This is a genomic window from Streptomyces sp. NPDC029164, from assembly GCF_055563995.1.
Map to the genome: position 1 here is coordinate 214,078 of NZ_JBVHWW010000004.1, position 25,937 is coordinate 240,014.

The window sequence follows — 25,937 nt, forward strand, 5'->3', positions numbered from 1 at the left end:
GTGGGGTGAGAAGCCAACCGACCCCGTTCGAGGGCGGCCCGATGGACGGCCGGGTCCTCCCGATCATCCTCGGCCTGACCGGACACCCGCCGAAGTGGTACGAGATCCCCGTCCCGGTGCCGGACGGGCCGGCGACGGTGCTGCTGTACGAACGCGTTCCGTCGGGGTACTCGAAGCGGCTGGGCCTCCAGAAGGGCTGGAAGTACGAGTTCCGCCCGTCGGGCCAAAAGCCGAAACCCCGCTGGCCCTGGACCAAGGCCCCGCGCCCCTGACCCCGCCCGACGAGCCTTTCCCGGCCCTGCCGGTCAGCAGCGGGTCGGGTCACGGTCGGGGTCGGGCGCGGGTCGCGTGCCGCGTGCCGTGTAGGCCGGGCTGGGCAAGGGTCGGGGCACGGTCGGGGTCGGGCGCGCGCCGGGGCGTCTCCTCGGGCGCCGAACGTGTCGGGGGGTCGGAGTGCTGGGCGGAAGTGCGTTCGGCGCCCTGCGGGGATCACCCCGACACACACCCGACCCCGCCCGTGCCCCTCCGGCGCATCGGGAACCGGCAACGGAACGGCCCCGCCAAGCCCCCGGCAGGGGAGTCGAGTTAAGGCGGGCGGCCTCGGTCTCAGGGCCGGACCGGCTCGGGATCGGATCCGGGGCCGCGGTTCGCCGGGCCCCGCGCCCCCGCGGACACCCGTACGATCTGCTCGCGCGTCGGCAGCATGGTGAGCTGCTTCTCGTCCCAGGACCAGGCGGTGATCAGCTCGTAGCCGCGGTTCCCGCTGGGCACCCGCAGGACCACGTCCCGCCCGGCCAGTTCCACCGAGATGACGGTCTGTGTGGTCGCCATGATCCGGTTGAGCCGTCCGTCCGGGTCCGCCGTGTACACCCGTACGGACATCATCTGATCGGGGAACTCGATGCCGACGATCAGCTCGTCCTCGCCGTTGCCCGTGAGGTCCCGGTAGTACGGCGTCAGCACCGGGCACGCCTCGGCTTCCGCGTCCCCGTCCTTCGCGCAGGCCCTGATCGCGGCCGCGGTCTCGGCCGGCATCCCGTCGGCGCCGACGTCGGTGTTCGGGTGGGCCCGCAGTTCCGCCTGGACGAGGGCCACCGGATCGACACCGTGCACGTCCTGGTCGCGGACGGGCGGGATCCCCGCGACGTACTCGGGCGGGGCGCCGCCCGGATCGGCGGGCGGTACGGACGCCCCCGTACGGTCGGGCCACAGGTGGACGGGCCCGCTCGCGGTCGGCGTGGCGCCGGCCGCGACCAGCTCGCCGGTGTCACCGCAGCCGGACAGCAGGGGAAGCAGAGCCAGGACCGGCAGGGCGTAGAGCCAGGGCCCCAAGGTGCGAAGCCTGTTCACAGCTCCCCGCGTCCCCCTCTCCGCACCATGACGACTGCCGACGGATGATGTAAACCATATGTGGAGGTACGTCCCCTTTGGGGTGTCAGGTGTCCGTGCGCCCCCGGCGCAGCATCGCGAAGCCGAGCCCGGCGGCGCCGATGGCAGCGATCCCGCCGCCGGCCGCGAGCAGCAGGACGCCCTCGCCCGGTCCGTCGGCCAGCGTGCTCAGGCGCCGCGCGTCGGCCGGCCCGGAGGCGAGGTCCCGGAGGCCGCCCGCGACCGGCCGCTGCGGAGCCGAGGCGGGGACCACGTGGCCGCTGCGGGTCCCGGTCTTGTGCCCGTCGCCCGCGACGACGTGCCCGCCGCCCTGCGCGGTGGTGTCACCGACCCAGGAGGTCAGTTGTCCGGTGGAGTCCAGCGCGGCGTGCAGTTCCCCGGCCGTGCCGAAGTCGGTGACGCCGTCGCGGCTGGTCAGGGTGGTCGCCTTGGAGCCGTCGGCGGTGAGGATCTCGGCCTGGTACGCGCCCTGGGCGGTGCGGTAGACCTTCGCCGTGGACGCGCCGTCCGCGAGGGAGAGGCTCTTGACCAGGGTCCGGTGCGGGGCCGCGGAGTGCGCGGACGAGGCCGCCGGCACCCCTTCGGCCAGCGCGGCGGCGGCGGGCAGCGCCAGCAGGCTCGCGGCACATGCGGTCACGGCGGCGGCGCGAACGAGGGTGCGGCGGCGGCTGACGGTGCTCACGGGAAGCCCTTCGGTGCTGGTGCTGGTCAGGCCCTGGCGTGTCCAGGTGGGACCAACCTAGGGGCCGGCCGTTGCGGCCGAGCCCCGGACGTGTAACAGCGAAGCCGCAACGTCCCGTCGGGGTCGTTACACAACCGAGGGATTGTGGTGCGGCGTTCCGGCTGCTCCCATGGACGGCGGGGGTGAGGGCGATGCGCGGACTCAAGGTACTGCCGAGCGGCCGGCCCGGCCGCGGCCGGCTGTACGTCAACCTGCCCGACGGGCAGGCGGTCGCCTGGTACGACCGGCAGGCCAACCGGATCAGCGTCCTCGCGGACGACCACCGCGAGGCGATCCTGGCGGTGCTGCGCCCCTACTTGAGCGGGACGGTCTCGATCGGCCCGCCCCCGGTCCCCACCGCGGCCGACCTGCGGCGCCTCGCCCTCGCGCCGGACGCGGACCTGGCCCCGAACCGCCCCGGCGAGACCTTGCTGGGCGAGCTCGAACACGGCTCGGCGGGCACCCGTGCCCGGCACCGGCTGCGCCAGGACCTCACCGCGCAGCAGCGGATGGGCGACGCCTTCGACGCCCTGGAGCCGGACGGCTGGCGGACGCTGCACTGCGTTCCGCTGCCGGGTCTGGGTCGTATCGACCACCTGCTCATCGGCCCGGCCGGGATCTTCTGCGTGCGTACGGTGCCGGGCCGCCGTCAGCGTGCGGTGGTCGGCGACCTCCTGCTCACGGTGGGCCGTACGGAGCCCCGCCCGGAGCCCCGCCGGCTCCGCCGCGTGGCAGCCTGGGCTTCCCTGGCCCTCGCCGCCCGCGTCACCCCGGCGCTGGCGCTGGTCGACGCCTCCCGCATCGACAAGGCCCCCACGGTCCGCGACATCCGCGTCCTCCATCCCCCGACGGCCACTTCGGACCTCACGGGATCCCCCGCCACCCTCAAACCCCCGGAAATAGAAACCCTCTTCGCCCAGGCCCGCGACACGCGAACCTGGCTCCCCTCCCCGTAGGCCGCCGGCCGCGCCCCACCCACCCGGCCGCGCACATCGGCGGGTAGGGGAGAGCGCCGCAGGCCCCCCACCCGCGCCCCGATCCCTCAGGCGGAGGACCGCTTCCGAGGCGTCGCCGTCTTCTTCGCAGCCGCCCCCGTCCCCGACTTCTTCGCGGCCGCAGCCGAAGTGGACTTCGTGGCCGCCGACTTGCCCGTGGTCGACTTCTTCTTCGTCGCGGCCGACGCCGACGCCGCCGTCTTCTTCGCCGAAGCCGCCGTCGACTTCTTCCCGCCCACCGCCTTCGGCGCAGCCGTACCCGTACGCGTACCCGTACCCCGCGCCTTGCGCCGTAGCGGAGTCACCTCACCCCCGGCACTCGCGCCGGCACCCGCATCCCCCTCCCCGCGAGACGCCTTCGCCGCCCGCACGCTCTTCTCCAACGCCGCCATCAGGTCGATCACCTGGCCCCCGGCCGGCTCCCGCACGGCCTCCGCCGGCTCGAACCCGCCCCCCGCCTTCGCCGCGATCATCGCCTCCACGGCCTCCCGGTAGTCGTCGTGCAGCGAGGCCATGTCCACCTCGCCCAGCGTCGCCATCAGCGCGTCAGCCAGGTCGAGTTCGGCCTCCCGTACCGACACCGTGACCTCCGGCGCCACCCCTTCCGGCGCCCGGATCTCGTCCGGCCACAACAGCCCGTGCATCGCGATCACGTCGTCGACGACCCGCAGCATGCCCAGCCGCTCGCGCCCGCGCAGCGCGTACTTGGCGATCGCGACCTTCCGGCTCCGCTTCAGCGCCTCCCGCAGGAGCGTGTACGGCTTGGCCGCCGTCGCCCCGTTCGCCGCGAGGTAGTACGCCGCGTCCATCTGCAGCGGATCGATCTCGTCGGCGGGTACGAACGACATGATCTCGATCGTCTTCGCGGTCGCCAGCGGCAGCTGCGCCAGGTCCTCGTCCGTGATCGGGATGACCGACCCGTCGGCCTCCTCGTACCCCTTGCCGATCTCGGCGCTCGGCACCTCCTCGCCGTCCAGCTCGCACACCTTGCGGTAGCGGATCCGCCCGCCGTCGGCGAGGTGGATCTGGCGGAAGGAGATCGAGTGGCTCTCGGTGGCGTTCACGAGCTTGATCGGAATGCTGACCAGGCCGAAGGAGATCGCCCCGTTCCATATGGATCGCACGGTTCCTCCTGTTTCGTGGCAGTCTCATCGTATGACGCCGATCACCATGGTGGAGGGCCGTCGCATCGCGCTCAGCAATCTCGACAAGGTTCTCTATCCGGAGACCGGCTTCACCAAGGGCGAGGTGCTCCACTACTACGCCACCGTCGCGGGCCCGCTCCTCGCCCACGTCCACGACCGGCCGGTGTCCTTCCTGCGCTATCCCGACGGACCGGACGGCCAGCTCTTCTTCACCAAGAATCCGCCGCCCGGCACACCCGACTGGGTGAAGACCACCCCCGTGCCCCGCTCCGACGACCTGTCCGCCGAGCAGGTGGTCATCGCCGACATGGCCTCCCTGATGTGGGCCGCCAACCTCGTCGTGGAGCTCCACACCCCCCAGTGGCCCGCCGGCAGCCCCGCCGTCGCCGACCGGATGGTCCTCGACCTCGACCCCGGCGCGCCCGCCACCGTCGTCGAGTGCTGCGCCGCCGCGCTCTGGCTGCGCGAGCGGCTCGCCGCCGACGGCCTGCACGCCTACGCCAAGACCTCCGGCTCCAAGGGCATGCACCTGGCCGTGCCGCTGGAGCCGACCCCGTCCGCGCAGGTGTCGGCGTACGCGAAGAAGCTCGCCCAGGAGGCCGAGCGCGAGCTGCCCGACCTGGTGGTGCACCGCATGGCCAAGGCCCTGCGCCCCGGCAAGGTCTTCGTCGACCACAGCCAGAACGCCGCCGCCAAGACCACCGCCGCCCCGTACACCCTGCGTGCGCGGGCCCGGCCGACCGTGTCCGCGCCGGTGTCCTGGGAGGAGGTCGAGGCCTGCCGGACCCCCGCCGCCCTGGTCTTCCTCGCCGACGACATCGTGCCGCGGCTGGAGCGCGACGGGGACCTCTTCGCCCCGGTGACCGACCCGGACCGGGCCGGCAGACTGCCCGGGGGCCGGCCGTGATCCGCGTCGCGCTGGCCGCGGCCGTACGCACCCTGCCGCGCGCGGCGGGGCTGGCGTACGAGCCGAAGTTCGACGGCCACCGGCTGGTGATCGTGCGCACGGCCGGGGACGTGGTCCTCCAGGCGCGGTCCGGCCGCATCGTGACCAGCGCCTTCCCCGACCTGGCCGCGGCCGCGCTGCACCTGCCCGCCGGGACGGTCCTCGACGGGGAGGTGGTGGTCTGGCACGCCGGCCGTACGGAGTTCGCCCTCGTCCAGCGGCGGGCGGCGGCCACGGCCGCGCGGGCCGCCGTGCTCGCCCAGAGCCTGCCGGCCTCGTACGCCGCCTTCGACGTGCTGGAACTGGCCGGGCTCGACCTGCGCGCACGCCCGTACGAGCGCCGCCGGGCGCTCCTCGTCGACCTGCTCCTGCCGCTCGGGCCGCCGCTGCAGCCCGTACCCATGACGACCGACCCGGAACTGGCCGCCACCTGGTACGAGACCCTGCCCGCCAGCGGTATCGAGGGACTGGTCGTCAAGCGGCTGGACCAGGCCTACCCGGCCGGGCGGCGCGGCTGGCAGAAGCTCCGGCACACGGACGTCCGGGACGCGGCGGTGGTCGGCTACACCGGGACCCCGCGCCGGCCGCTCGCCCTGGTGCTCGTCCTGCCGGTCGGGGACGAGACCCCGCTGGTGTCGAGCCCGCTGACGGCGGCGCTGCGCGCGGAGTTGGCCGCGGAACTGACCTCGCGCACGACGAAGGCCACGCCCACCGCCACGTCCGCATCCGCGGCCACGGTGACGGCGATCGGGCTCGGGGACGTCCCCTTCCGGCCGCTCGACCCGCCGCTCACGGCGGAGGTCCGGCACACCTCGACCCGGCACCCGCCCCCGGAAGTGCTGCGGCTGCGCTCAGACCTCTGACCCGCGGGGCGCGCGGGGCAGAGGGGGCGCCGATGGTGCCGGCCACGGGTCAGGAGTGTGCACCGCGTCCCGAGTCCGGGGGAGATCCCGGCTGCGGGTGCGGGCCCGGGCCTTCGGGCAGCTCGTATCCGGACTCGCGCTCCTTCCTGACCTCGTCCGGATGGGTGGAGGTCGTGGAGCCGAAGTTTCCGTAGCCCTGCATCTCGTGCGGCCTCAGGCCGCCCTCGGGGATCTCCACCGGATCCCGCTCCTCGCGGACCTCGTGGACCGCCCCGCCGTTCGGCAGGTTCGGCTGTTCCGCTGTGGTGGGCGGCGGCGGTTCCTTGGCCCGCACCCGCTGACCCAGCTTGAATCCGCCGAGCAGCATGGCGACGACGACCAGTCCGACGAACAGGAACCACGCGATGTGGCTGAGGATCGCGTCCACGCTCAGGATCGTGTCCATGCTGCCAAGTTTCGCTCACATCGCCCAGATATGCGCACTTCCGCCCCGGGGGCCGTGCGGCACCCGGGGCGGAACGCCGACGAGGACGGTGTACGACAGGGCCTAGGAGTTGATGGGCCCCTCGGAATCGCGCAGCGCTCCCGCCGTGCGGGCCCCCAGCACCCCCAGGATCTCCGCGCAGATCGCCAGCGCGGTCTCCGCCGGCGTACGGGCCCCGAGGTCCAGGCCGATCGGGCCGTGAACGAGGGCCAGCCGGGCCTCGCTCACCCCCGCGGCGACCAGCCCCTGCCGCCGCCGCGCCGTCGTGCGCCGCGACCCGAGCGCCCCGATGTACGGAACCTCCGCCTCCAGCGCCACCCGTAGCGTCGGCACGTCGAACTCCTCGTCGTGGCTCAGCATGACCACGCACGCCGCGTCCCGGCGCGCCTCGATCAGCTTGGCGGCCTCCTCCCGGCCGGTGACCAGCGCGGCCTCCCAGCCCAGCAGCAGCGCCTGCCGCTCGATGATCTCGGCCAGCTCGCCGTTGCCGCCGATGACCACGTACGGGGCGGACGGGTGCGCCTCGACCAGCACCAGCCCGGACTCCCCGTAGAGCGCGTCCCGTCCGGGCCGTCGGACGGCCAGCAGCTCGCCGGCCCGCCGCCCGGCGTCGTCACGCGGAACGTCCGTGGCCCGTACGACCTCACTGGAGGCCTGGTCGGCGGCCTCGTTCAGCCGGGTCACCAACGCCACGCCGACCCCCTCGCCGAGCAGCTCCCACCAATCGGCCGGGATCGCCGACAGCGGCTGGAGCAGTACCTCGGCCTGCCCGCCACAGGTCAGCTTCGCCTCCACGGCCTCGGCCAGCCGCACCGACACCTCGCACACCCGCGCGGTGTCCCCGGGCCGCATGGCCCCGGCCTCGGCGATCAGCTCGGCGTCGAAGACCCCCCGGTACAGGGCGCCGACGCACTCCCCCCGCGCGTCGACGAGCACGGCCCCGGCCGGATCCCGCGGCCCGAACCCCTGCTCGGTCACGGGCCGGGCCAGATACCCCGCCCGCCCCTCGGCCACCCACTGCCGTGCCGTGTCCACCAGCTCACGCATCTGTGCCGCCCCATTCACTTCGAGCTCGCTCCCCGCAAAGCGCCAGGTCAACGGCACGATGCGGCCTCAGAACCACCCTAAGCACGCCCTCCATCCCTACCCACCCCCCAAACCCACAGACCCCGCCCCACCTCCCTCGTACAGACCACCGGAACCGCGACACGCGACCGCCGCACGCAACGGCGGCGCCGGGCACGCGGGAGCCGGCCGGAGGCTTCGCGTGCGCGCTGGACGGTTCCGCCTCGCGGGGGCGGTGGACTCGGGCACCATGGGCGAACAGCTCGCCAGGGCCGCCCCGTGCCACCGCAGGGACCCGTGCCACCGCAGGGACCCGTACCACCGCAAGGACCCGTGCCACCGCAAGGAGCCGCCGTGCGTGACCAGCCCCACCTCTCCCTCCGCGACCTGGGACTCGGCCGCCTCGCGGGTCCGGGCTGGCCCCCGCGACGCTCGACCTCGTGGCCGGCCCCGGCCGGGCGCGCCTGGCTGACGACTTCTGGCGGAGCGTCAGCCCCCGCATGATCCACAGCAGGGGCCGGACCAAGGCGCTCTTCCTGGACTGGTACGTGAGCCCCTCGGTGGCCCGCCGGTGGTACGTCGTCTGGTCCGCGCTCAGCGCCGCCTGCCCCCACCACACCTGCGAACTGCGCCCCACCCGGCCGAGGTGAAGGCCCGGCACGCCGACGTCACGGAACTCCTGCGCGCCATGCCGTCCGCCACCACAGGGCCCTGACGGCAGTCAGCACACGGTCAGTACGGAAGGAAGGAACGCACCACGTGGACACCCGCCGATACCGCATGGTCGTCACCAGCGGACTCGACTACGTCGGAACCGGAGCCCAGGTCGACGACCGGCTGCGGAACTGGCTGAAGGAGCCGCCCAAGCAGTACGACATCGACGCCTTCGCCGAGGGGCGCAACGAGATAGCCCGGGGCGTGACCCTCGACCACGACTCCGCCACCGGTGCGTCGGGAACGTACGGCCGCTGGCGGCTCCGGGAGACCACCCCGGACGGGACCTGGCAGACGACCGTCGTGATCCGGCAGGCCGGGGCCGGACCGACCTGGGTCCAGCTCGACGTGGAGCACCTTCCCGACGACCCGCACGCCCTTCCCGTACCGGCCAAGACCCCGCGGCTCGCCGGAAACCTGCTCGACGTACTCCAGGCGCGCGACGGGCTCGCCGACGTGACGCGGATGCCGCAGGTCATCGAGGCCGACGACGTGGACTCCGTCATCGACGAGCTGTGCGACGAGCGGCGGCGCCTGCCCGTCGTCGTGGCCAGCACCCCGTACGGCGTGGACTTCGAAGCGTGGCTGGAAGGCACCGTGGACCCGCTGGTCCGCCCGCTGGCCGGCCTCGCCGTCCTCTACGTCCTCGCGCCCGAGGCCGAGCCGCGCTTCAACCGGGCCCTGGAGCACCACCAGGTCTTCGCCGGCGGGATCCGCACCTACCTCCCGGGAGTGGACCCGGCCTGGGCGGCCGACGGGCAGCGCCACCGGGTGATGTCCCGCAAGGCCGTCACCGAGAGCCCGGTGCGGGCCCGCCGCCTCCTCGCCCAGCTGCCGCAGAGCCTGGCGACCCACGCCCCGCTGCCGCCGGCCCTCGACTCCGTTCCCCTCCTGCGCGCCCGCACCAAGGAAGCCGTCGGGACGTCCGACCTGGAGCGGCTCAGGGACGAGAACCACGCCCTCTTCGAGATCCTGGAGGAGGCGGGGCGCGAGCAGCGGATCCGGGCCGACGAGATCCGGGACCTGAAGCAGGAACTGCAGAGCGCACGGCAGGGCGAATCGCTGCTGACGGTCGAGTACGACGAGCAGTACCGGGACCTGCAGCGCGCCAAGGCCCAGGTACGGGCGCTCCAGAAACGGCTCCTCGTACTCAACGCCGGCGAGGCCGCGTACATGCCGGTCGAGCCCGGACCCGCCGAGCCGGCGTCCTTCTCGGAGATCCTCGCCCGGATCGCCGAGATGCCCCGCGTCCATTTCACCGGCTCCCGCAAGATCACCCTCGAACTCGACGACCAGGCGTACGGCTCTTCCTGGGGCCGCATGACCTGGGACGCCCTGCTGGCACTCCGCGACTACGCCGACGCCGCGGCCGGCGGCGACACCTCCCGCGACTTCAAGCAGTGGTGCGAGGACGTGCCCGAGGGCATGCACGCCATCTCCCCCCGGAAGATCATCCGGGACGAGTCGAAGTCGGTGAAGAGCAAGCCCGACTGGCGCAAGGAACGCACCTTCCCCGTACCGGACCACGTCGATCCCACCCGCAGGGTCTTCATGGGCGCGCACATCAGAATCGGCGGCGGCAACACCGTGGCCCCCCGCCTCCACTACCACGACGCCTCCTGCGCCACCCACGGCATCTTCGTCGGCTACATCGGCCCCCACCTCACCAACACCCTCACCTGACACGCGGGCGCTCTTGTGGGGGTGGGGGGCCGCTGGTGCCATGGCTTGAGGGTCGCCGTGAGCGTCAGGGGGACGGGTGAACGAGCTGCGGGTCACTTCGTGGAAGCGGTACGGGCACGATCGGCTGTACGTGAACCTGCCGGACGGGACGGCGGTGGCGTGGGTGGACCGCACGACCGGAGGGATCACGTTCTTGCGCACGGGGTACGGCGACGCCGTCCTGGACGCGCTGGCCCGCCGGGCGGCCTACGTTCCGTCGGATGCCCGGGATTCCGCGGATGCCGGCCCCGGGCCGGCCCTGCCTCCGCTGACACCGGAGTACGACCTCGCCCCGAACCGCCCCGGTGAGCAGGTGCGGAAGCGGCTCGGCGAGACGGGGCCCGGGTCCCGGCCCGGGCCCGGCTTCCTGGGGCGTGCGGTCGCCCGGGTGCTGCGGCACGGGACCGAGGGGGACGCGTGGCGCACCGGTCTGGCCGGCGAGCGCCGGGTCGGGGAGGAACTGGATCGGCTGACCCGTCAGGGGTGGCACGTCCTCCACTCCGTGCCCCTGCCGCGCCAGGTCGACATCGACCACCTGCTCATCGGCCCCGGCGGGGTCTTCACCGTCAATACGAAGCGGCATCCCCGCAAGACCGTCTGGGTCGGGGACGACATGGTGAAGATCAACGGCGGCAGGGCCCAGCCGTACGGGATCAAGAGCCGGTCCGAGGCCCGACGCGCGCGGAAGGTGCTGGAGGAGCACTGCGACTTCCCCGTACCCGTCGAACCGGTCCTGGTCTTCGTCGACGTCCTCACGCTCGACGTCGTCGCCACACAGCTCACGATCCGCGTCTACCGGGAACGGGAGGTCTCCGCTCTGGCCCCCCTCTCGGGGGTGTTCAGCGCACCTCAGGTCGAGCAGATCTACGGCGTCGCCCGAGACCGCCGGGCATGGCTCGCCGCCTGACCGGGCCGGACGCGCCCCTCAGGCGCCCCGGTCCCACTCCGCGGCGACCCTCCCCGTCCGGGACTGCCCGAAGTCGTCCTCGTCCTCGTCCTCGTCCTCGACGCCGAGGTCGTGCCGCAGGAGATACACGCCGTCGGACAGCGGCCCGCCCGCCGGCACGCCGCGTCGAGCCGGGGACCGGCCCACGTCCCTGGGAGTACGGCTCGGCCCAGGCCCCCTTCGCGGCGTCGAGAAGGGCCGGATCGACGCTCTCGTGCCTGGCGGTAGACAGGGGAAACCACCGGGGTGGTCATGGTGATGTACCTGCCTCGGGCGCCCAGCGGCGGGAGACATCGACCGCATTCCGGAACCTTCCGGACGGCGAAGACCGATTGCGCGGCGGCGAGGTGGGGGGGGCCGGTTCACCCCCGCGGGGTGACCGGACGGCGCTAGCCTGGCCGGGTGAATGCGCGTACCTCCCTTGTGAAATGGCTGGGGACCCTGGATCCGCAGCGGCTCACCGCGTTACTGGAGGAGCGGGATCTGCCGCTTGCCGCCGGGTACCGACGGATCACCACCCTCCGCGAGCTCGCCGAACACCTGCTCACCGACGAGTCGGTGGGCCAGGGCCTGATGGCGGGCACCGCCGGAGAACTGGAATTGCTCGCTTCCATCGCCGCCCTTGCTCTGGAGCGGCACGGCCCCGTAGCCGGTGGCGAGGCCGAGGACGGGCCCCGGTATCCCTGGCAACAGCGGACGCCCCTTCCCCCGGTGGAACCCGCGGACCGATTGGTGCCTGAGCGGGACGTACTGTCCTGGTTCGAGCCGGGGGAGAAGCGGCGGCGGGCTGAGCACACACTCGCCCGGCTCCGGGAGCGCGCGCTGTTGCTCCCCGCGCCCAAGGGCCAACTGGCGCTCCCACCGCTGCTGCACGTCCGGGCCGCCGGGTTCGACGGTTACGGGCGTACGGCCGACCGGCTGCTGACCACCGCCTACAACGCCCCGGAGGTCAAGCGGATCGCCGCAAACCTCTTCGGCGAGGGCGCGGCCCGTACCCGCGACCAAGCCCAGGAGCTGATCACCGCTCTGCTCGCCGATCCCGCCCGGGTGCGGGCACTGGTGGCGGACGCGCCGGTCCGGGCGCTGGAACTGCTGGACCACCTGGTACCCGGTCCGCCGCTGCTGCGAACCCACTGCTTCGCCGGCCGATACGGGGAGCAGCACGCAGGCCCGGACGCGAAGTACGTCTTCCGGGAGGGCGGCAGCGGCGACGAGGGCACCGACTGGCTGGCCGGGCGCGGGCTGCTGGTCCCCATCGGACTCGACCTGGTGGAGCTTCCCTACGAGGTCGCCCGCGCGCTCCGCGATGGCGGCGCGGCTCCCAGCCCCCGGCTGGAACCGGAGCCGTTCACCGCCACCGGGCCGCTGCCGTCCGGCTGGGAGGGCGAGGGTGGCACGGCCGCCGCGGCGGCCGCCTGGCGCGCCGAACTGGTCCTGCGGGCGCTGGCCGCCGAGCCGGTCGCGATCCGCAAGGCGGGCGGGATCGCCGTACGGGACACCCGGCGGCTGGCCAAGGCGGCCGGGGCCGATGAGGCCGGCACCCGGGTGTGGCTGGACCTCGCGGTGAACGCCGGACTGGCCGCGCCCCGGGACGACGAACCGGCCCCCGCTCCCCGCGGCCGCCGGAACTCCAAGGGCCCGGGCCCCAAGCCCTCCGCCCGGCTGCTGCCGAGTGACCGCTATGACGCTTGGGCGGCCGCCCCCGCAGCGGGCAAGCTGCTACCGCTGCTGGCCGCCTGGGCTGTGGTACCCGCCATTCTCAGCCACTGGCCGGACCCCGACGAGACCCCGGTCGCGCTCATCAGCCCGCAGGACGAGGACGCCGTGACCCTCCGCACCGGGGTCCTACGAGCGCTCGCCGTCCTCCCCGACGGACACGAGCTGACCGGGAACGCGCGGGGATACACCGAACTGCTGTCCCTGGCCACGTGGTTCCAGCCCGCACTGCGCGGCCACTTGGCCGCAGACGGCGCCGGGGAGCTGACCGGCCTGGACGGAGTGCTCGACCGCATGGCGGCCACCCTGTCCGAGGCGGCCCTGCTCGGCGTGGTCGCCCACGGCGCGCTCACCCCCGTCGGGCGCGCCCTGTGCCGACTGCTGGAGGCGGGAGCCGCCCACCACTACCCGGCAGTTCCCGGCGCGGGCGCGGACCCGTCCGCCCGCGGCCCGGAGGGCCTGGGCGAAGACCTCTCCCTCCGCCCCGCCTTGGCGAAAGCGGTGACCACCCTTCGCGAGGAGCTGTACGCGGCGCTGCCCCGGGCCAGCGACACGGCCCGGTTCCAGAGCGACCTGACCGCCACCGTCACCGGCGCGCCCGCGCCCGCCCTCGCCGACCTGCTCTCCGCGGTCGGCGACATCGAGTCCGAGGGCCACGCGGTGGTCTGGCGCATCACGGCAACCTCCATCCGCTGGGCCCTGGACGCCGGCTGGAGCGCGGACGAACTCCTCGACCGCCTCACGGCGGCAAGCGAGCGCGGCACCCCGCTACCCCAGCCACTCGCCTACACGATCAAGGACACCGCCCGCACCCACGGACAACTCAAGGTCGTCCGCTCGGCCTGCTGCATCCGCTCGGACGACACCGCCCTGATCGCCGAGGTGGCCCAGTCCCGCGGCCTGACCAAACTCCGCCTGCGCCGGATCGCCCCCACGGTCCTGATCTCCACAGCCCCGCCGGAGGAGACGCTGTCAGCCCTCCGCACGGCCGGCTACGCCCCCACCCAGGAAGCCGAGACCGGCACCACGGTCCTGGACCGCGCCCCAGCGGACCGCGCACCGAGCCTCCTTCCGTCCCTGGACGAGGCCCACCGGACGTACGGCGAACACGCTCCGGGCGTCCCCTCCAGTGCCCGGAACCTGGCAGTGATGATCACCGCGGTCGGCTAAGGGGCCCGCCGGCCGGCCCCGTTGCTCGGCGGCGCTGCGAGCGGGGCGTGTGAGCCTGGAGGTAGGGCGAATCGCCCTGCTTCGGCCCCGGTCACGCGAAGGTGCCCGGGGCCGACACTTGAACGGTGGCTTCGGTCGTGGCTTGTGAGCCGTTCAGCTACAGGGCATTCAGCGGCCGATGTCGTCCAGCTCGGTCAAGTCCTCATGAGAAAGGGAGAGTCCCGCGCCGGCGATGTTCTCGCGCAGGTGTGCCGTCGATGACGTGCCGGGGATGAGCAGGATGTTCGGTGATCGCTGCAGCAGCCAGGCCAGTGCCACGGACATCGATGTCGCCTCCAGTCGAGCGGCGACCGCCGAGAGCACCGAGGACTGAAGCGGGCTAAAGCCCCCGAGGGGGAAGAAGGGCACGTACGCGACGCCGTCGGTGGCGAGCCGGTCGATGAGCTTGTCGTCGTGGCGGTGGGCGAGGTTGTACATGTTCTGCACGCACACGATCGGTGCGATGCTCTGTGCCTCGATGACCTGCTCCTCGGTGGCGTTGCTGACCCCGAGGTGGCGGATCAGGCCCTGCTGCTGGAGTTCCACGAGCGTCTCGAACGCCTCGGCGAGCGAGCCGGGCTGGGGACCTTCGGCGTTGCCGAGTCGGAGGTTGACCAGGTCGAGTACGTCGAGCCGGAGGGGCTTGAGGTTGTCGTGGATCTGGCGGCGCAGATCTTCGGGTCGCCAGGCCGTGGGCCAGCCACCCTGTTCGTCGCGGGTCGCACCCACCTTGGTCACGATGTGCAGCGACTCGGGATAGGGGTGCAGTGCCTCGCGGATCAACTCGTTGGTGACGCGCGGCCCGTAGGCGTCGCTGGTGTCGATGTGGGTGATACCGAGGTCGACCGCTTCACGCAGAACGGCCAGGGCACCCTCGCGATCGGCGGGCGGCCCCATGACCCACGGGCCGGCCAGTTGCATGGCGCCGTAGCCGAACCGGGTGACGGTCAAGTCACCCAGAGTCCAGGTGCCGCCGGGAAGGGAGAGGGAGGGTGTGCTCATCCTGTTGCCTTTCGTCGTGCACTTGGGGGTGGCGCCTGCTGCCTCCCTGCATCAGCATTGGAGAGAAACTTCCTGTCGGGAAGTAGGCACTTGGGAGTGCGTAACCCACCCATCGGTGAGAGGTGCGATCAGTGACGACGATGAAGGCGGCCCAGAAGAGGGCTCAGGCCAAGGTGGAGTACAACGCGTTCCTGGCAGGGTGCCCCAGCCGGCAACTGCTCGACCGAATCTCGGACAAGTGGGTCGTCCTGATTTTGTGTGCGCTGGGCGGCGACAACAGCCCTGGCCAGCCCGGTGCAGCACACGCAGACGCCCCGAAGGCGATGCGTTACTCCGAGATCTCTCGACTTCTGGCCGGAGTCAGCCAGAAGATGCTGACCCAGACACTACGGTCGCTGGAGCACGATGGTCTGCTCACCCGTACCGTGACGCCAACCGTCCCTGTCACCGTCTCCTACGAGCTGACCGACCTCGGCCTCTCGCTCCACCACATGACGCGCGGGCTCAGAAACTGGGCGCAGACACACATGGCCGAGGTCCTCGCAAACCGCGAGAACTACAACGCTCGCACCTCCTGAAGACTCACATCCAACCGTCCAACAGCTCTACATTCTCGGCGCTACACCCTCAACTGCGAAGAGCCCTCAAAGGCGACCGCGTGAGCAGGCGCGAGTGACCGAACGGGCACGTCCGCACCGGCCCGACGGAGGTCTCTACGGGGCAGCCCTTAGTCCTTGCGCTCATGCGACAAGTGTCAAGAGCCATAGGTCTGTTCGCGCCTCTGCTCTTCATGGCTGGGTGCGGTGGGAAGCAAACCACCACCACGACCGGTGGTGTCACCACAACGGTCGTGCAGGACAGCCAATGAGTCACTGCCGCGATCTCGGCCGGCACTGTTCTCATCAGCTCGGCCGCCGCGGCCTGGATCACCCACTACTTCACTGGGCGGACCGAGCAGCGGAGGCAGCAGCACGCCGACGTCCAGGAGGCTGCGAAGCGCGAGCGCGAGGCCAAGCTGACGCACGAGCAGCGCATCCGCGAGCAGGTGGTCGCCACTTCTAAGTGGCCGGCACTGCTGAAGCGCTGTCGAATCTCACGAGACGACCCGGTGCCGCTGGGCTGGACGGGACGCGCGAGCAGTTGTACGAGCGGGCCCGACGGGTGATCAGCGATGCATCAGGCTGACGCGCGGCCCCCACGCCCCTCACACGGGACCAGCGCGGAGCAACGACAAAGGCCCGGACTCAGTGGGACTGAGTTCGGGCCTTCATGCTTGGCACTTCAGCTGGTCAGCGACACTTACACACTGGCAGCTGGAGTGCCCCCGGCAGGATTCGAACCTGCGCACACGGCTCCGGAGGCCGTTGCTCTATCCCCTGAGCTACGGGGGCGCGGTCGCTGGTGTTGCGGCGACGGGTTGAACACTACCAGCTTCCGCGGGGTGATCAGGAACGGGTTTCCGGGGGAGGAGGGGGTGGGTCGCCCGCAGGGGGTGGAAGTGGCAAAAACCCGGACGCGGGGGCTCGGCTCGACCTACTCTCGAGTTGTGCCAGGCGTCTCAGGCCGGGTGCTTGTTGTCGACGACAACAAGGTCATCCGGCAGCTGATCAAGGTCAATCTCGAGCTGGAGGGCTTCGAGGTCGTGACCGCGAACGATGGTGTCGAGTGTCTGGACGTGGTCCATCGCGTGTGCCCCGATGTGATCACGCTCGACGTGGTCATGCCGCGGCTGGACGGGTTCGGGGCGGCCGCGCAGTTGCGGGCCGATCCGCGGACCCGGGACGTGCCCGTGGCCATCGTGAGCGCCTGCACGCAGCAGGAGGTGGAGGCCGGGATCGCGGCCGGGGTGGACGCCTTCCTCGCGAAGCCCTTCGAGCCCGCCGAGCTCGTGCGCGTCGTACGCAGGCTGGTCGAGCGCAAGGACCGGCGCGACGGGAGGAAAGGAGCGCCCGCCGGGCGCGGGAGGGGCTGAGCCCCCGGCCTCCTGTTCACATGGCGAAACCCTTCGCGGGATGACACGGCGTCTCCCCTAGGCTGGTCCCGTGACCCCCGCAGACCTCTCCCCTTGCGTCGTACGCGCCGTGCGCTGCGCCGTCGCGGACGGGGAGCTGGCCGCCGGTGCGGCCGCGCCCGAGCGGGTCGTGATCGAGCGGACCCGGCCCGGTGGGGTGGGGGAGTACGCCACCCCCGTCGCCTTCCACGTCGCCAAGGCGGCCGGCCGTCCGCCCCGTGCCGTGGCGGACGTACTGGCCCGCCGGCTCGGCGCGGAGCCCGGCGTCGAGCGCGTCGAGGTCACGGGAGCCGGGTTCCTCAATTTCGTGCTGACCGCGCCCTCCGCCCCCGATGTCGTCCGCGACGCCCTCATCCGCGACATCGTCATCCGGGACGTGCGCGGCGGGGCCATGTTCGCCGCCCCCGCCCACGGGACCGCCCCCGCCCACGAGACCGGGCTCACCGGCGAGACCGCCCCCTCCCACGAGACCGGGCTCGGGCTGCGCGAGCGCGTCGTGCGCCGCGCCGTCCTGCGGCTCGTGTGCGCCCAGGGCGGTACCGAGCGCGACCTGCCCGCGAGCCTGCCCGTCGCCCCCCTCGCCAAGCGGGACTCCGACGTCGTCGCCCGGTACGGGGCCGGGGCCGCGCACTGGCGGATGCTCTCCGTGCCGGCCCGGGAGACCCCCGCCTTCTCCGAGCTGCTGCTCCTCCAGGGCGAGGGCAACGAGTTCTTCCGGGTGCGCTACGCCCACGCCCGCAGCCGGGCGCTGCTCAGGAACGCCGAACAGCTGGGCTTCCACCCCGAGACCGGGGAGGTCTCCGACGCGCCCGCGCTGCTGCGCGCCCTCGCCGACCACCCCCTCGCCCTCGAAGCCGCCGCGCACCACCGTGCGCCCGAGCGGCTCACCCGCGACCTCGTCGAGCTGGCGGACGCGCTGCTCGACTTCCAGTACCGCGTCCTGCCCCAGGGCGACGAGAAACCCTCGGCCGCCCACCGCGCCCGGCTGGCTCTTGCCGAAGCCGCCGGGACGGTGCTGGCCGGCGGCCTGGCCCTGCTCGGCATAGACGCACCGACACGACTGTGAACCGCGAAGAGAGATACCGATGAGCCGTTCCGCGCACCCCGCCGGACCCCGCCACGCCGACGTCCTGCCCGAGGGGCACTACTCGCCGCCGCCCGCCGACCTGAACGCGCTGGACGAGAAGGTCTGGGCGCGGACCGTCACGCGCGACGGCGACGGTGTCGTGTCCGTCGGCGGCATCGAAGTGACCCGGCTCGCCGAGGAGTTCGGCACGCCCGCGTACTTCCTGGACGAAGAGGACTTCCGGGCGCGGTGCCGGGCCTGGGCGCACGCCTTCGGTGCCGACGCCGACGTCTTCTACGCCGGGAAGGCGTTCCTCTCCAAGGCCGTCGTGAAGTGGCTGAAGGAGGAGGGGCTGAACGTCGACGTCTGCTCCGGCGGGGAGCTGGCCACCGCCCTCGCCGCGGGGATGCCCGCCTCCCGCATCGCCTTCCACGGCAACAACAAGTCCGAGGGCGAGATCCGCAGGGCCGTCGGGGCCGGGGTCGGACGGATCGTGCTCGACTCCTTCCAGGAGATCGCCCGCGTCGCGCACATCGCCCGTGAACTGGGCGTGCGCCAGCCCGTGCAGATCCGCGTGACGGTCGGCGTCGAGGCGCACACGCACGAGTTCATCGCCACCGCCCACGAGGACCAGAAGTTCGGGATCGCCGTCGCGGACGGGTCCGCCGCCGAGGCCGTGCGGCGCGCGCTCGGGCACGACAGCCTGGAGCTGCTCGGCGTCCACTCCCACATCGGGTCGCAGATCTTCGACATGGCCGGCTTCGAGGTCTCCGCCAAGCGCGTCGTGCGGCTGCTCGCCGCCGTGCGCGACGAGCACGGCGTGGAGCTGCCCGAGATCGACCTCGGCGGCGGGCTCGGCATCGCCTACACCTCGAACGACGACCCGCGCGAGCCCCACGAGATCGCCAAGGCCCTGCACGAGATCGTGGCCCGGGAGTGCGAGAGCGCCGGGCTGCGCGCCCCCCGGATCTCGGTCGAGCCCGGCCGCGCCATCGTCGGCCCGACCGCCTTCACGCTCTACGAGGTCGGGACGATCAAGCCCCTCGAAGGACTCCGTACGTACGTGAGCGTCGACGGCGGGATGTCCGACAACATCCGCACCGCCCTGTACGACGCCGAGTACTCCATTTCCCTCGTCTCCCGCACCTCCACCGCCGAGCCCATGCTCGTACGCGTCGTCGGCAAGCACTGCGAGAGCGGCGACATCGTCGTGAAGGACGCCTTCCTGCCCGCCGACCTGGCCCCCGGCGACCTCCTCGCCGTTCCGGCCACCGGTGCGTACTGCCGCTCCATGGCCAGCAACTACAACCACGCGCTGCGCCCGCCCGTCGTCGCCGTGCGTGACGGACAGGCCCGAGTGATCGTCCGCCGCGAGACGGAGGAAGATCTCCTGCGTCTCGACCTCGGATAATGAAATTGGTGTCTCACTCAATGGACCGAGGATGGAAACTGCTGTCCATTGAGTGAGACTGGTTCCACCCGGCGCGCAACCCGCGCGCGGGCTACTGATGGAAGATCGAAAGGCGTAGGTCGAATGATGCGTACGCGTCCGCTGAAGGTGGCGCTGCTGGGCTGTGGAGTGGTCGGCTCAGAGGTGGCTCGCATCATGACGACGCACGCCGACGACCTCACGCAGAGGATCGGCGCGCCCGTGGAGCTTGCCGGCGTGGCGGTGCGCCGCCCCTCGAAGGTGCGCGAGGGCATCGACCCCGCGTTGATCACCACCGATGCGACCGCCCTCCTCAAACGCGGTGACATCGACATCGCCATCGAGGTCATCGGCGGCATCGAGCCCGCCCGCGGCCTGATCACCACCGCCTTCGAGCACGGCATCTCCGTGGTCTCCGCGAACAAGGCGCTGCTCGCCCAGGACGGCGCCGCGCTGCACGCCGCGGCCGAGGCTGCCGGGCTGGACCTCTACTACGAGGCCGCCGTCGCCGGCGCCATCCCGCTGGTGCGCCCGATGCGCGAGTCCCTCGCCGGCGACAAGATCAACCGGGTGATGGGCATCGTCAACGGCACGACGAACTTCATCCTCGACAAGATGGACTCGACAGGCGCCGGCTATCAGGAGGCGCTCGACGAGGCCACGGCCCTCGGGTACGCCGAGGCCGACCCGACCGCCGACGTCGAGGGCTACGACGCCGCCGCCAAGGCCGCGATCCTGGCCGGCATCGCCTTCCACACCCGCGTCCGCCTGGACGACGTGTCCCGCGAGGGCATGACCGAGGTCAGCGCCGCCGACTTCGCCTCCGCCAAGCGGATGGGCTGCACCATCAAGCTCCTCGCCATCCTGGAGCGCGCCGCGGACGGCGAGTCCGTCACCGCCCGCGTCCACCCGGCGATGATCCCGCTCACCCACCCGCTCGCCTCCGTCCGCGAGGCGTACAACGCCGTCTTCGTCGAGGCGGAGGCCGCCGGGCGGCTCATGTTCTACGGGCCCGGCGCGGGCGGCGCGCCGACCGCCTCCGCGGTCCTCGGCGACCTCGTCGCCGTCGCCCGCAACAAGCTCGCCGAGGCAACGGGGCCCGGCGAGTCCGCGTACACCCAGCTGCCGGTCAGCCCCATGGGGGACGTCGTCACGCGCTACCACATCAGCCTCGATGTGGCGGACAAGCCGGGCGTCCTCGCCCAGGTGGCGACCACCTTCGCGGAGCACGGTGTCTCCATCGACACGGTCCGCCAGCAGGGCAAGGACGGCGAGGCCTCCCTCGTCGTCGTCACTCACCGCGCGCCCGACGCCGCCCTCTCCGGGACCGTCGAGGCACTGCGGAAGCTGGACACCGTGCGCGGTGTGGCCAGCATCATGCGTGTTGAAGGGGAGTAAGGACCCATGAGCAGCAATCGCACCCACCAGTGGCGCGGCATCATCGAGGAGTACCGGGACCGCCTGCCGGTGACGGACGCCACTCCCGTGGTGACGCTCCGCGAGGGTGGCACTCCCCTCGTCCCCGCGCAGGTGCTCTCCGAGCGCACCGGCTGTGAGGTCCACCTGAAGGTCGAGGGGGCCAACCCCACCGGGTCCTTCAAGGACCGCGGCATGACCATGGCGATCAGCAAGGCCAAGGAGGAGGGCGCCAAGGCGGTCATCTGCGCCTCCACCGGCAACACTTCGGCCTCCGCCGCCGCGTACGCGGTGCGCGCCGGGATGGTCTCCGCCGTGCTCGTGCCGCGCGGCAAGATCGCGCTCGGCAAGATGGGCCAGGCCCTCGTGCACGGCGCCAAGATCCTGCAGGTGGACGGCAACTTCGACGACTGCCTGAACCTGGCCCGCGCGCTCTCCGACAACTACCCGGTCGCGCTGGTCAATTCGGTCAACCCGGTGCGCATCGAGGGTCAGAAGACGGCCGCGTTCGAGATCGTCGACGCGCTCGGCGACGCCCCCGACATCCACGTGCTGCCCGTCGGCAACGCCGGCAACATCACCGCGTACTGGAAGGGCTTCAAGGAGTACATGGCCGACGGCCTGTCCTCCCGTACGCCCCGCGTGTGGGGTTTCCAGGCCTCCGGCTCCGCGCCGATCGTGCGCGGCGAGGTCGTCAAGGAGCCGCACACCATCGCCACCGCGATCCGCATCGGCAACCCGGCCTCCTGGGACTACGCCCTGCAGGCGCGCGACGAGTCGGGCGGCTTCATCGACGAGGTGACCGACCGCCAGATCCTCGCCGCCTACCGGCTGTTGGCCGCGCAGGAGGGCGTCTTCGTCGAGCCCGCCTCGGCCGCATCGGTGGCCGGCCTGCTCAAGGCCGCCGAGCTGGGCTTGGTGGACCCCGGTCAGAAGATCGTGTGCACCGTCACCGGCAACGGCCTGAAGGACCCCGACTGGGCGATCGCCGGCGCTCCGCAGCCGGTCACCGTTCCGGTGGACGCCGAGGCCGCCGCCGTCCGTCTGGGGCTGGTCTAGGCCGGATCCGGTGCGGGGACCCGGTGATGGCCGGTCCCCGCGTGATCCCGGTGGTAACGCACACCACGTGTGAGCCGGTTCCGGAGGGCTTCCGAGGCCCTCCGGAACCCGGCAACTCACCCCGTACGACGACAAAAGTGCGGCTGAAGCCGTCGAAGTCCGCGACACGCATCGTGCGCCTCCTGTGCGCCCTATGTCGCGAGAGAACCTTCCTTCGATACGCTGTACTTACATCCGCCACCGCGCATATGACTGCGGTGCTGCCCCGAGGGCCTTCGGGTGTCGTACGTTCTCCAGTACATTCGCAGCGAGCCAGCGAAGAGCGAAGATCTCGCACAGTCACAAGGAGTGTCATCGGACGATGGCCGGTCCAGCGTTCCGCGCCGCCGCCGTACGGGTGCGCGTCCCCGCCAGCAGTGCCAACCTCGGCCCGGGCTTCGACGCCCTGGGCCTGGCCCTGGGGCTCTACGACGACGTAGTCGTCCGGGTGGCCGACTCCGGCCTGAACATCGACATCGCGGGCGAGGGCGCCGACACCCTCCCGCGGGACGAGAGCCACCTGCTCGTACGCTCCATGCGCACCGCCTTCGACCTGCTGGGCGGACAGCCGCGCGGCCTTGAGGTCGTCTGCGCCAACCGGATCCCGCACGGCCGCGGCCTCGGTTCCTCCTCCGCCGCGATCTGCGCCGGCATCGTCGCCGCCCGCGCCGTGACCATAGGCGGCGAGGCCAGGCTCGACGACGCGGCGCTGCTGGAGCTCGCCACCGAGATCGAGGGACACCCCGACAACGTCGCCGCCTGTCTGCTCGGCGGATTCACCCTGGCGTGGATGGACGGCGGCAGTGCCAAGGCGATCCGAATGGAGCCTGCCGAATCCATCGTTCCGGTGGTCTTCGTGCCGTCCAAGCCGGTCCTGACGGAGACCGCGCGCGGCCTGCTGCCGCGCAGCGTCCCGCACGTGGACGCGGCCGTCAACGCGGGCCGCGCGGGCCTGCTCGTGGAAGCCCTGACCAGGCGTCCCGAGCTGCTGCTGCCCGCCACCGAAGACCGGCTCCACCAGGAGTACCGGTCCCCGGCGATGCCCGAGAGCGTCGCACTTGTGAACCGACTGCGGGCGGACGGGATCCCCGCGGTCATCTCCGGCGCGGGCCCCACGGTCCTCGCGCTGGTCGACAACGGCGCGGCCGACAAGGTCGCGCAGCTCGCGGGCGAGGGATGGGCGGCCAACCGGCTCGCCCTCGACGCCGCGGGCGCGAGCGTACTTCCGCTGGGCACCCAGGGCGGCTAAGGCCGTTCTTGTGGGATGCGCAGCCGGTCAGGGGCGGGCGGCCAGGGCAGGCCGCCCGCGCGGAAGGGCGCGATTGCCGGTGATTGAGAGGGGGAATATCTATTGGATCCGGTAGTGTTAGTCTCAAGTGCGCATCGGAAGCCGCCATGGCTCGGTGCTCAGTGTCCCCATCCGGGACCACATTTCTTCCGGGAGCCTCCCCGACTGCTTTGATCACTTCCAGCAGTTTCGAGCACGCTCCGGAATCGGCGTGACATTCCCACGCTTTCAGCTCGGGGGCTTCTCGCCGGAACCACCCATGCACGTTTCTCTCCCGCCGTATCTCTATCGGCGGACCACCGCCCCGGCACGGTCCACACCTAGGACTGTTGTCGGACAGCACAACCGGTCGCCGAGCCAGACAGGCCGACGTCCGCTCCAGGGAAGGACCCTTCGTGAGCGACACCACCGATCTGATGGGCGCTGCCGACACCTCTGTCGACGCCAGTGCCCCCGCCGCGGGCGCCGCACCCAAGCGCCGACGCACCGGCACCGGCCTTGACGGCATGGTCCTCGCCGAGCTGCAGCAGGTCGCGTCGGGCCTCGGGATCAGGGGCACCGCGCGGATGCGCAAGAGCCAGCTGATCGAGGTCATCAAGGAGGCGCAGGCGGGCAGCGGTGCTCCCAAGGCCGCGGCCTCCGCCGCCGGGGACACCGCCGAGGCCAAGCCGAAGCGCCGCGCCACCAGCAAGGCCCGAACGGGCGAGGCCGCCGCCGAGGCGCCCGCCGAGAAGCCTGCCGCGCAGGCGCAGATCGAGATCCCGGGCCAGCCGGCCAGCGACGACGCGCCGGCCGGCGAGCGCCGCCGCCGTCGGGCCACGGCCCCCTCCGGCAGCCCCGAGGGCTCGGCGCCCGTCGCCGTGCAGGTCGAGCAGAAGACCGAGACCGTGACGGCCGCCCCGGCGCAGTCCGAGGTCAAGGCCGACGCCACGGCGGTCTCCGCCGGCCAGGCGCCGGGTCAGGACGGCGAGGGCCGCGGCCGTCGCGACCGCCGTGACCGCGCCGAGCGCGGCGACCGCCAGCGCGACCGCCGTGACCGCGGTGCCAAGGGCGACGACCAGGGCCAGGGCGGCCAGGGTCAGGCCCCGCAGGGTGGTCAGGGCGGACAGGGCGGCGGCCGTCAGGACCGCGCCGACCGTCAGGACCGCGCCGACCGTCAGGACCGCCAGCAGCAGGGCGGCCGCGGCCAGGGCCAGGGCCAGGCTCAGCAGGGCCGTCAGGACCGCCAGGACAACGGTCCGCAGGACGACTTCGACGGTGAGGACGGCCGCCGTGGCCGTCGCGGCCGCTACCGCGACCGTCGTGGCCGTCGTGGCCGTGACGAGTTCGCCCCGAGCGAGCCGCAGGTCGCCGACGACGACGTGCTGATCCCCGTCGCGGGCATCCTCGACATCCTCGACAACTACGCGTTCATCCGGACCTCGGGCTACCTGCCCGGTCCCAACGACGTGTACGTGTCCCTCGCCCAGGTCCGCAAGGCCGGCCTGCGCAAGGGTGACCACACCACCGGTGCGGTCCGTCAGCCCAAGGACGGCGAGCGCCGCGAGAAGTTCAACGCCCTCGTGCGTCTGGACTCGGTGAACGGCATGGCGCCCGAATCCGGCCGCGGCCGCCCGGAGTTCCAGAAGCTGACCCCGCTCTACCCGCAGGACCGGCTCCGTCTGGAGACCGACCCGGGCGTGCTGACCACCCGCATCATCGACCTCGTGTCGCCGATCGGTAAGGGCCAGCGCGGTCTGATCGTGGCCCCGCCGAAGACCGGCAAGACCATGATCATGCAGGCGATCGCCAACGCGATCACCACGAACAACCCCGAGTGCCACCTGATGGTCGTCCTGGTCGACGAGCGTCCGGAAGAGGTCACCGACATGCAGCGGTCGGTCAAGGGCGAGGTCATCTCCTCGACCTTCGACCGCCCGGCCGAGGACCACACCACCGTCGCCGAGCTGGCCATCGAGCGCGCCAAGCGTCTCGTCGAGCTGGGTCACGACGTGGTCGTCCTGCTGGACTCCATCACCCGTCTGGGCCGCGCGTACAACCTCGCGGCGCCCGCCTCCGGCCGCATCCTGTCCGGTGGTGTCGACTCGACCGCGCTGTACCCGCCGAAGCGCTTCTTCGGTGCCGCGCGCAACATCGAGGACGGCGGCTCGCTGACCATCCTGGCCACCGCGCTCGTCGACACCGGCTCGCGCATGGACGAGGTGATCTTCGAGGAGTTCAAGGGCACCGGCAACATGGAGCTCAAGCTCGACCGGAAGCTCGCCGACAAGCGCATCTTCCCGGCCGTCGACGTCGACCCGTCGGGCACCCGCAAGGAGGAGATCCTCCTCAACGCGGAGGAGCTCGCCATCGTCTGGAAGCTGCGCCGGGTGCTGCACGCGCTCGACTCGCAGCAGGCGATCGAGCTGCTGCTCGACAAGATGAAGCAGACGAAGTCGAACGCCGAGTTCCTGATGCAGATCGCGAAGACGACCCCGTCGGGCAAGAACGACGACTGAGGTCCGGCGTCGGGCGCATGACGCCTGACACGTGGCATCGACCCGAGCAGCCCCCGTCGCACCAGCGGCGGGGGCTGCCGGGCGTTTAAGCGGCTCCAGGGGGCTCCAGGGGGCTCCACACGGCTCCACGGGCACCGGTGCGGGCTTCACCACACCCCGCCCCTGGAACCCTGCGGGACGTTCACCCGTCTGTGTGAGAGGGGCCCGCGGAGTG

Annotated in this window: 23 protein-coding genes and 1 tRNA gene; 16 read left to right on the plus strand and 8 right to left on the minus strand. The window is 72.2% G+C overall.

The features are described 5' to 3' along the window. The first annotated feature begins 5 nt into the window (after positions 1-5). Positions 6-272: a hypothetical protein gene (locus ACZ4VT_RS06330; protein ID WP_467947112.1), complete on the plus strand. Its 267-nt coding sequence runs from the start codon at positions 6-8 to the stop codon at positions 270-272. A gap of 334 nt (positions 273-606) precedes the next feature. On the opposite strand, the gene ACZ4VT_RS06335 is transcribed toward ACZ4VT_RS06330, so the two are convergent. Then, complete coding sequence (locus ACZ4VT_RS06335; protein ID WP_467947114.1) at positions 607-1,350, minus strand: hypothetical protein; 744 nt, start codon at positions 1,348-1,350, stop codon at positions 607-609. Positions 1,351-1,435: 85 nt separating this feature from the next. Continuing rightward, positions 1,436-2,071, minus strand: a complete 636-nt coding sequence (locus ACZ4VT_RS06340) for a hypothetical protein (RefSeq protein WP_467947115.1) — start codon at positions 2,069-2,071, stop codon at positions 1,436-1,438. A 191-nt stretch (positions 2,072-2,262) separates the two neighbouring features. On the opposite strand from ACZ4VT_RS06340, the gene ACZ4VT_RS06345 reads away from it, so the two are divergent. Further along, positions 2,263-3,066, plus strand: coding sequence for a nuclease-related domain-containing protein (locus ACZ4VT_RS06345; protein WP_467947116.1), 804 nt, complete (start codon positions 2,263-2,265; stop codon positions 3,064-3,066). An 86-nt stretch (positions 3,067-3,152) separates the two neighbouring features. Here the strand turns inward: ACZ4VT_RS06345 and ku are convergent, their stop codons facing one another. Beyond that, positions 3,153-4,229: a non-homologous end joining protein Ku gene (gene ku, locus ACZ4VT_RS06350; protein WP_467947118.1), complete on the minus strand. Its 1,077-nt coding sequence runs from the start codon at positions 4,227-4,229 to the stop codon at positions 3,153-3,155. A gap of 31 nt (positions 4,230-4,260) precedes the next feature. On the opposite strand from ku, the gene ligD reads away from it, so the two are divergent. Together ligD and ACZ4VT_RS06360 are read left to right on the plus strand one after the other, a co-directional pair. Continuing rightward, a complete protein-coding gene (ligD, locus tag ACZ4VT_RS06355) occupies positions 4,261-5,157 on the plus strand; it encodes a non-homologous end-joining DNA ligase (protein ID WP_467947120.1) in 897 nt (298 codons plus the stop codon). Then, positions 5,157-6,059, plus strand: coding sequence for an ATP-dependent DNA ligase (locus ACZ4VT_RS06360; RefSeq protein ID WP_467947198.1), 903 nt, complete (start codon positions 5,157-5,159; stop codon positions 6,057-6,059). Before ligD ends, ACZ4VT_RS06360 begins: the two co-directional genes overlap by 1 nt. 49 nt (positions 6,060-6,108) lie before the next feature. Here the strand turns inward: ACZ4VT_RS06360 and ACZ4VT_RS06365 are convergent, their stop codons facing one another. Beyond that, on the minus strand, positions 6,109-6,504 hold the full coding sequence (locus ACZ4VT_RS06365) for a DUF6479 family protein (RefSeq protein WP_467947122.1): 396 nt from the start codon (positions 6,502-6,504) through the stop codon (positions 6,109-6,111). A 102-nt stretch (positions 6,505-6,606) separates the two neighbouring features. Beyond that, complete coding sequence (locus tag ACZ4VT_RS06370) at positions 6,607-7,590, minus strand: XdhC family protein (RefSeq protein WP_467947124.1); 984 nt, start codon at positions 7,588-7,590, stop codon at positions 6,607-6,609. A 518-nt stretch (positions 7,591-8,108) separates the two neighbouring features. On the opposite strand from ACZ4VT_RS06370, the gene ACZ4VT_RS06375 reads away from it, so the two are divergent. The 3 genes from ACZ4VT_RS06375 to ACZ4VT_RS06385 all read left to right on the plus strand — a co-directional run bounded on the left by ACZ4VT_RS06375 (position 8,109) and on the right by ACZ4VT_RS06385 (position 10,951). Next, on the plus strand, positions 8,109-8,258 hold the full coding sequence (locus ACZ4VT_RS06375) for a hypothetical protein (protein ID WP_467947126.1): 150 nt from the start codon (positions 8,109-8,111) through the stop codon (positions 8,256-8,258). A 109-nt stretch (positions 8,259-8,367) separates the two neighbouring features. Then, positions 8,368-10,005 carry a hypothetical protein gene (locus ACZ4VT_RS06380; protein ID WP_467947127.1) on the plus strand — a complete coding sequence of 546 codons (1,638 nt, stop codon included), beginning with the start codon at positions 8,368-8,370 and terminating at the stop codon, positions 10,003-10,005. Positions 10,006-10,081: 76 nt separating this feature from the next. Further along, positions 10,082-10,951, plus strand: coding sequence for a nuclease-related domain-containing protein (locus tag ACZ4VT_RS06385; protein WP_467947129.1), 870 nt, complete (start codon positions 10,082-10,084; stop codon positions 10,949-10,951). An 18-nt stretch (positions 10,952-10,969) separates the two neighbouring features. Here ACZ4VT_RS06385 and ACZ4VT_RS06390 read toward each other — a convergent pair whose 3' ends face one another. Continuing rightward, complete coding sequence (locus ACZ4VT_RS06390; protein ID WP_467947131.1) at positions 10,970-11,137, minus strand: hypothetical protein; 168 nt, start codon at positions 11,135-11,137, stop codon at positions 10,970-10,972. A 255-nt stretch (positions 11,138-11,392) separates the two neighbouring features. On the opposite strand from ACZ4VT_RS06390, the gene ACZ4VT_RS06395 reads away from it, so the two are divergent. Continuing rightward, positions 11,393-13,876, plus strand: a complete 2,484-nt coding sequence (locus ACZ4VT_RS06395; RefSeq protein WP_467947132.1) for a helicase-associated domain-containing protein — start codon at positions 11,393-11,395, stop codon at positions 13,874-13,876. Between the two features lie 168 nt (positions 13,877-14,044). On the opposite strand, the gene ACZ4VT_RS06400 is transcribed toward ACZ4VT_RS06395, so the two are convergent. Further along, the gene (locus ACZ4VT_RS06400; protein ID WP_467947134.1) at positions 14,045-14,917 is read right to left on the minus strand and encodes an aldo/keto reductase family oxidoreductase; all 873 of its coding nucleotides are present in this window, start codon (positions 14,915-14,917) and stop codon (positions 14,045-14,047) included. Positions 14,918-15,057: 140 nt separating this feature from the next. Here ACZ4VT_RS06400 and ACZ4VT_RS06405 point away from each other — a divergent pair, with 140 nt between their 5' ends. Next, positions 15,058-15,495 carry a winged helix-turn-helix transcriptional regulator gene (locus ACZ4VT_RS06405; protein WP_467947200.1) on the plus strand — a complete coding sequence of 146 codons (438 nt, stop codon included), beginning with the start codon at positions 15,058-15,060 and terminating at the stop codon, positions 15,493-15,495. Between the two features lie 741 nt (positions 15,496-16,236). On the opposite strand, the gene ACZ4VT_RS06410 is transcribed toward ACZ4VT_RS06405, so the two are convergent. Continuing rightward, positions 16,237-16,308: transfer RNA gene (locus tag ACZ4VT_RS06410), tRNA-Arg, on the minus strand. Positions 16,309-16,391: 83 nt separating this feature from the next. Between ACZ4VT_RS06410 and ACZ4VT_RS06415 the strand changes: the two genes are divergently transcribed. From ACZ4VT_RS06415 to rho, 7 genes are all read left to right on the plus strand, one after another. Further along, the gene (locus tag ACZ4VT_RS06415) at positions 16,392-16,889 is read left to right on the plus strand and encodes a response regulator (RefSeq protein WP_467947202.1); all 498 of its coding nucleotides are present in this window, start codon (positions 16,392-16,394) and stop codon (positions 16,887-16,889) included. Positions 16,890-16,959: 70 nt separating this feature from the next. Further along, complete coding sequence (gene nrtL / locus ACZ4VT_RS06420) at positions 16,960-17,994, plus strand: ArgS-related anticodon-binding protein NrtL (protein ID WP_467947136.1); 1,035 nt, start codon at positions 16,960-16,962, stop codon at positions 17,992-17,994. Positions 17,995-18,013: 19 nt separating this feature from the next. Then, the gene (gene lysA / locus ACZ4VT_RS06425) at positions 18,014-19,405 is read left to right on the plus strand and encodes a diaminopimelate decarboxylase (RefSeq protein WP_467947138.1); all 1,392 of its coding nucleotides are present in this window, start codon (positions 18,014-18,016) and stop codon (positions 19,403-19,405) included. Positions 19,406-19,531: 126 nt separating this feature from the next. Next, positions 19,532-20,821: a homoserine dehydrogenase gene (locus ACZ4VT_RS06430; RefSeq protein ID WP_467947204.1), complete on the plus strand. Its 1,290-nt coding sequence runs from the start codon at positions 19,532-19,534 to the stop codon at positions 20,819-20,821. 6 nt (positions 20,822-20,827) lie between these two features. Next, positions 20,828-21,898, plus strand: coding sequence for a threonine synthase (gene thrC / locus ACZ4VT_RS06435; RefSeq protein ID WP_467947140.1), 1,071 nt, complete (start codon positions 20,828-20,830; stop codon positions 21,896-21,898). A 361-nt stretch (positions 21,899-22,259) separates the two neighbouring features. Next, positions 22,260-23,186 carry a homoserine kinase gene (gene thrB, locus ACZ4VT_RS06440; protein ID WP_030708122.1) on the plus strand — a complete coding sequence of 309 codons (927 nt, stop codon included), beginning with the start codon at positions 22,260-22,262 and terminating at the stop codon, positions 23,184-23,186. A 434-nt stretch (positions 23,187-23,620) separates the two neighbouring features. After that, positions 23,621-25,723 carry a transcription termination factor Rho gene (rho, locus tag ACZ4VT_RS06445; protein WP_467947142.1) on the plus strand — a complete coding sequence of 701 codons (2,103 nt, stop codon included), beginning with the start codon at positions 23,621-23,623 and terminating at the stop codon, positions 25,721-25,723. The last annotated feature ends 214 nt before the right edge of the window (positions 25,724-25,937 follow it).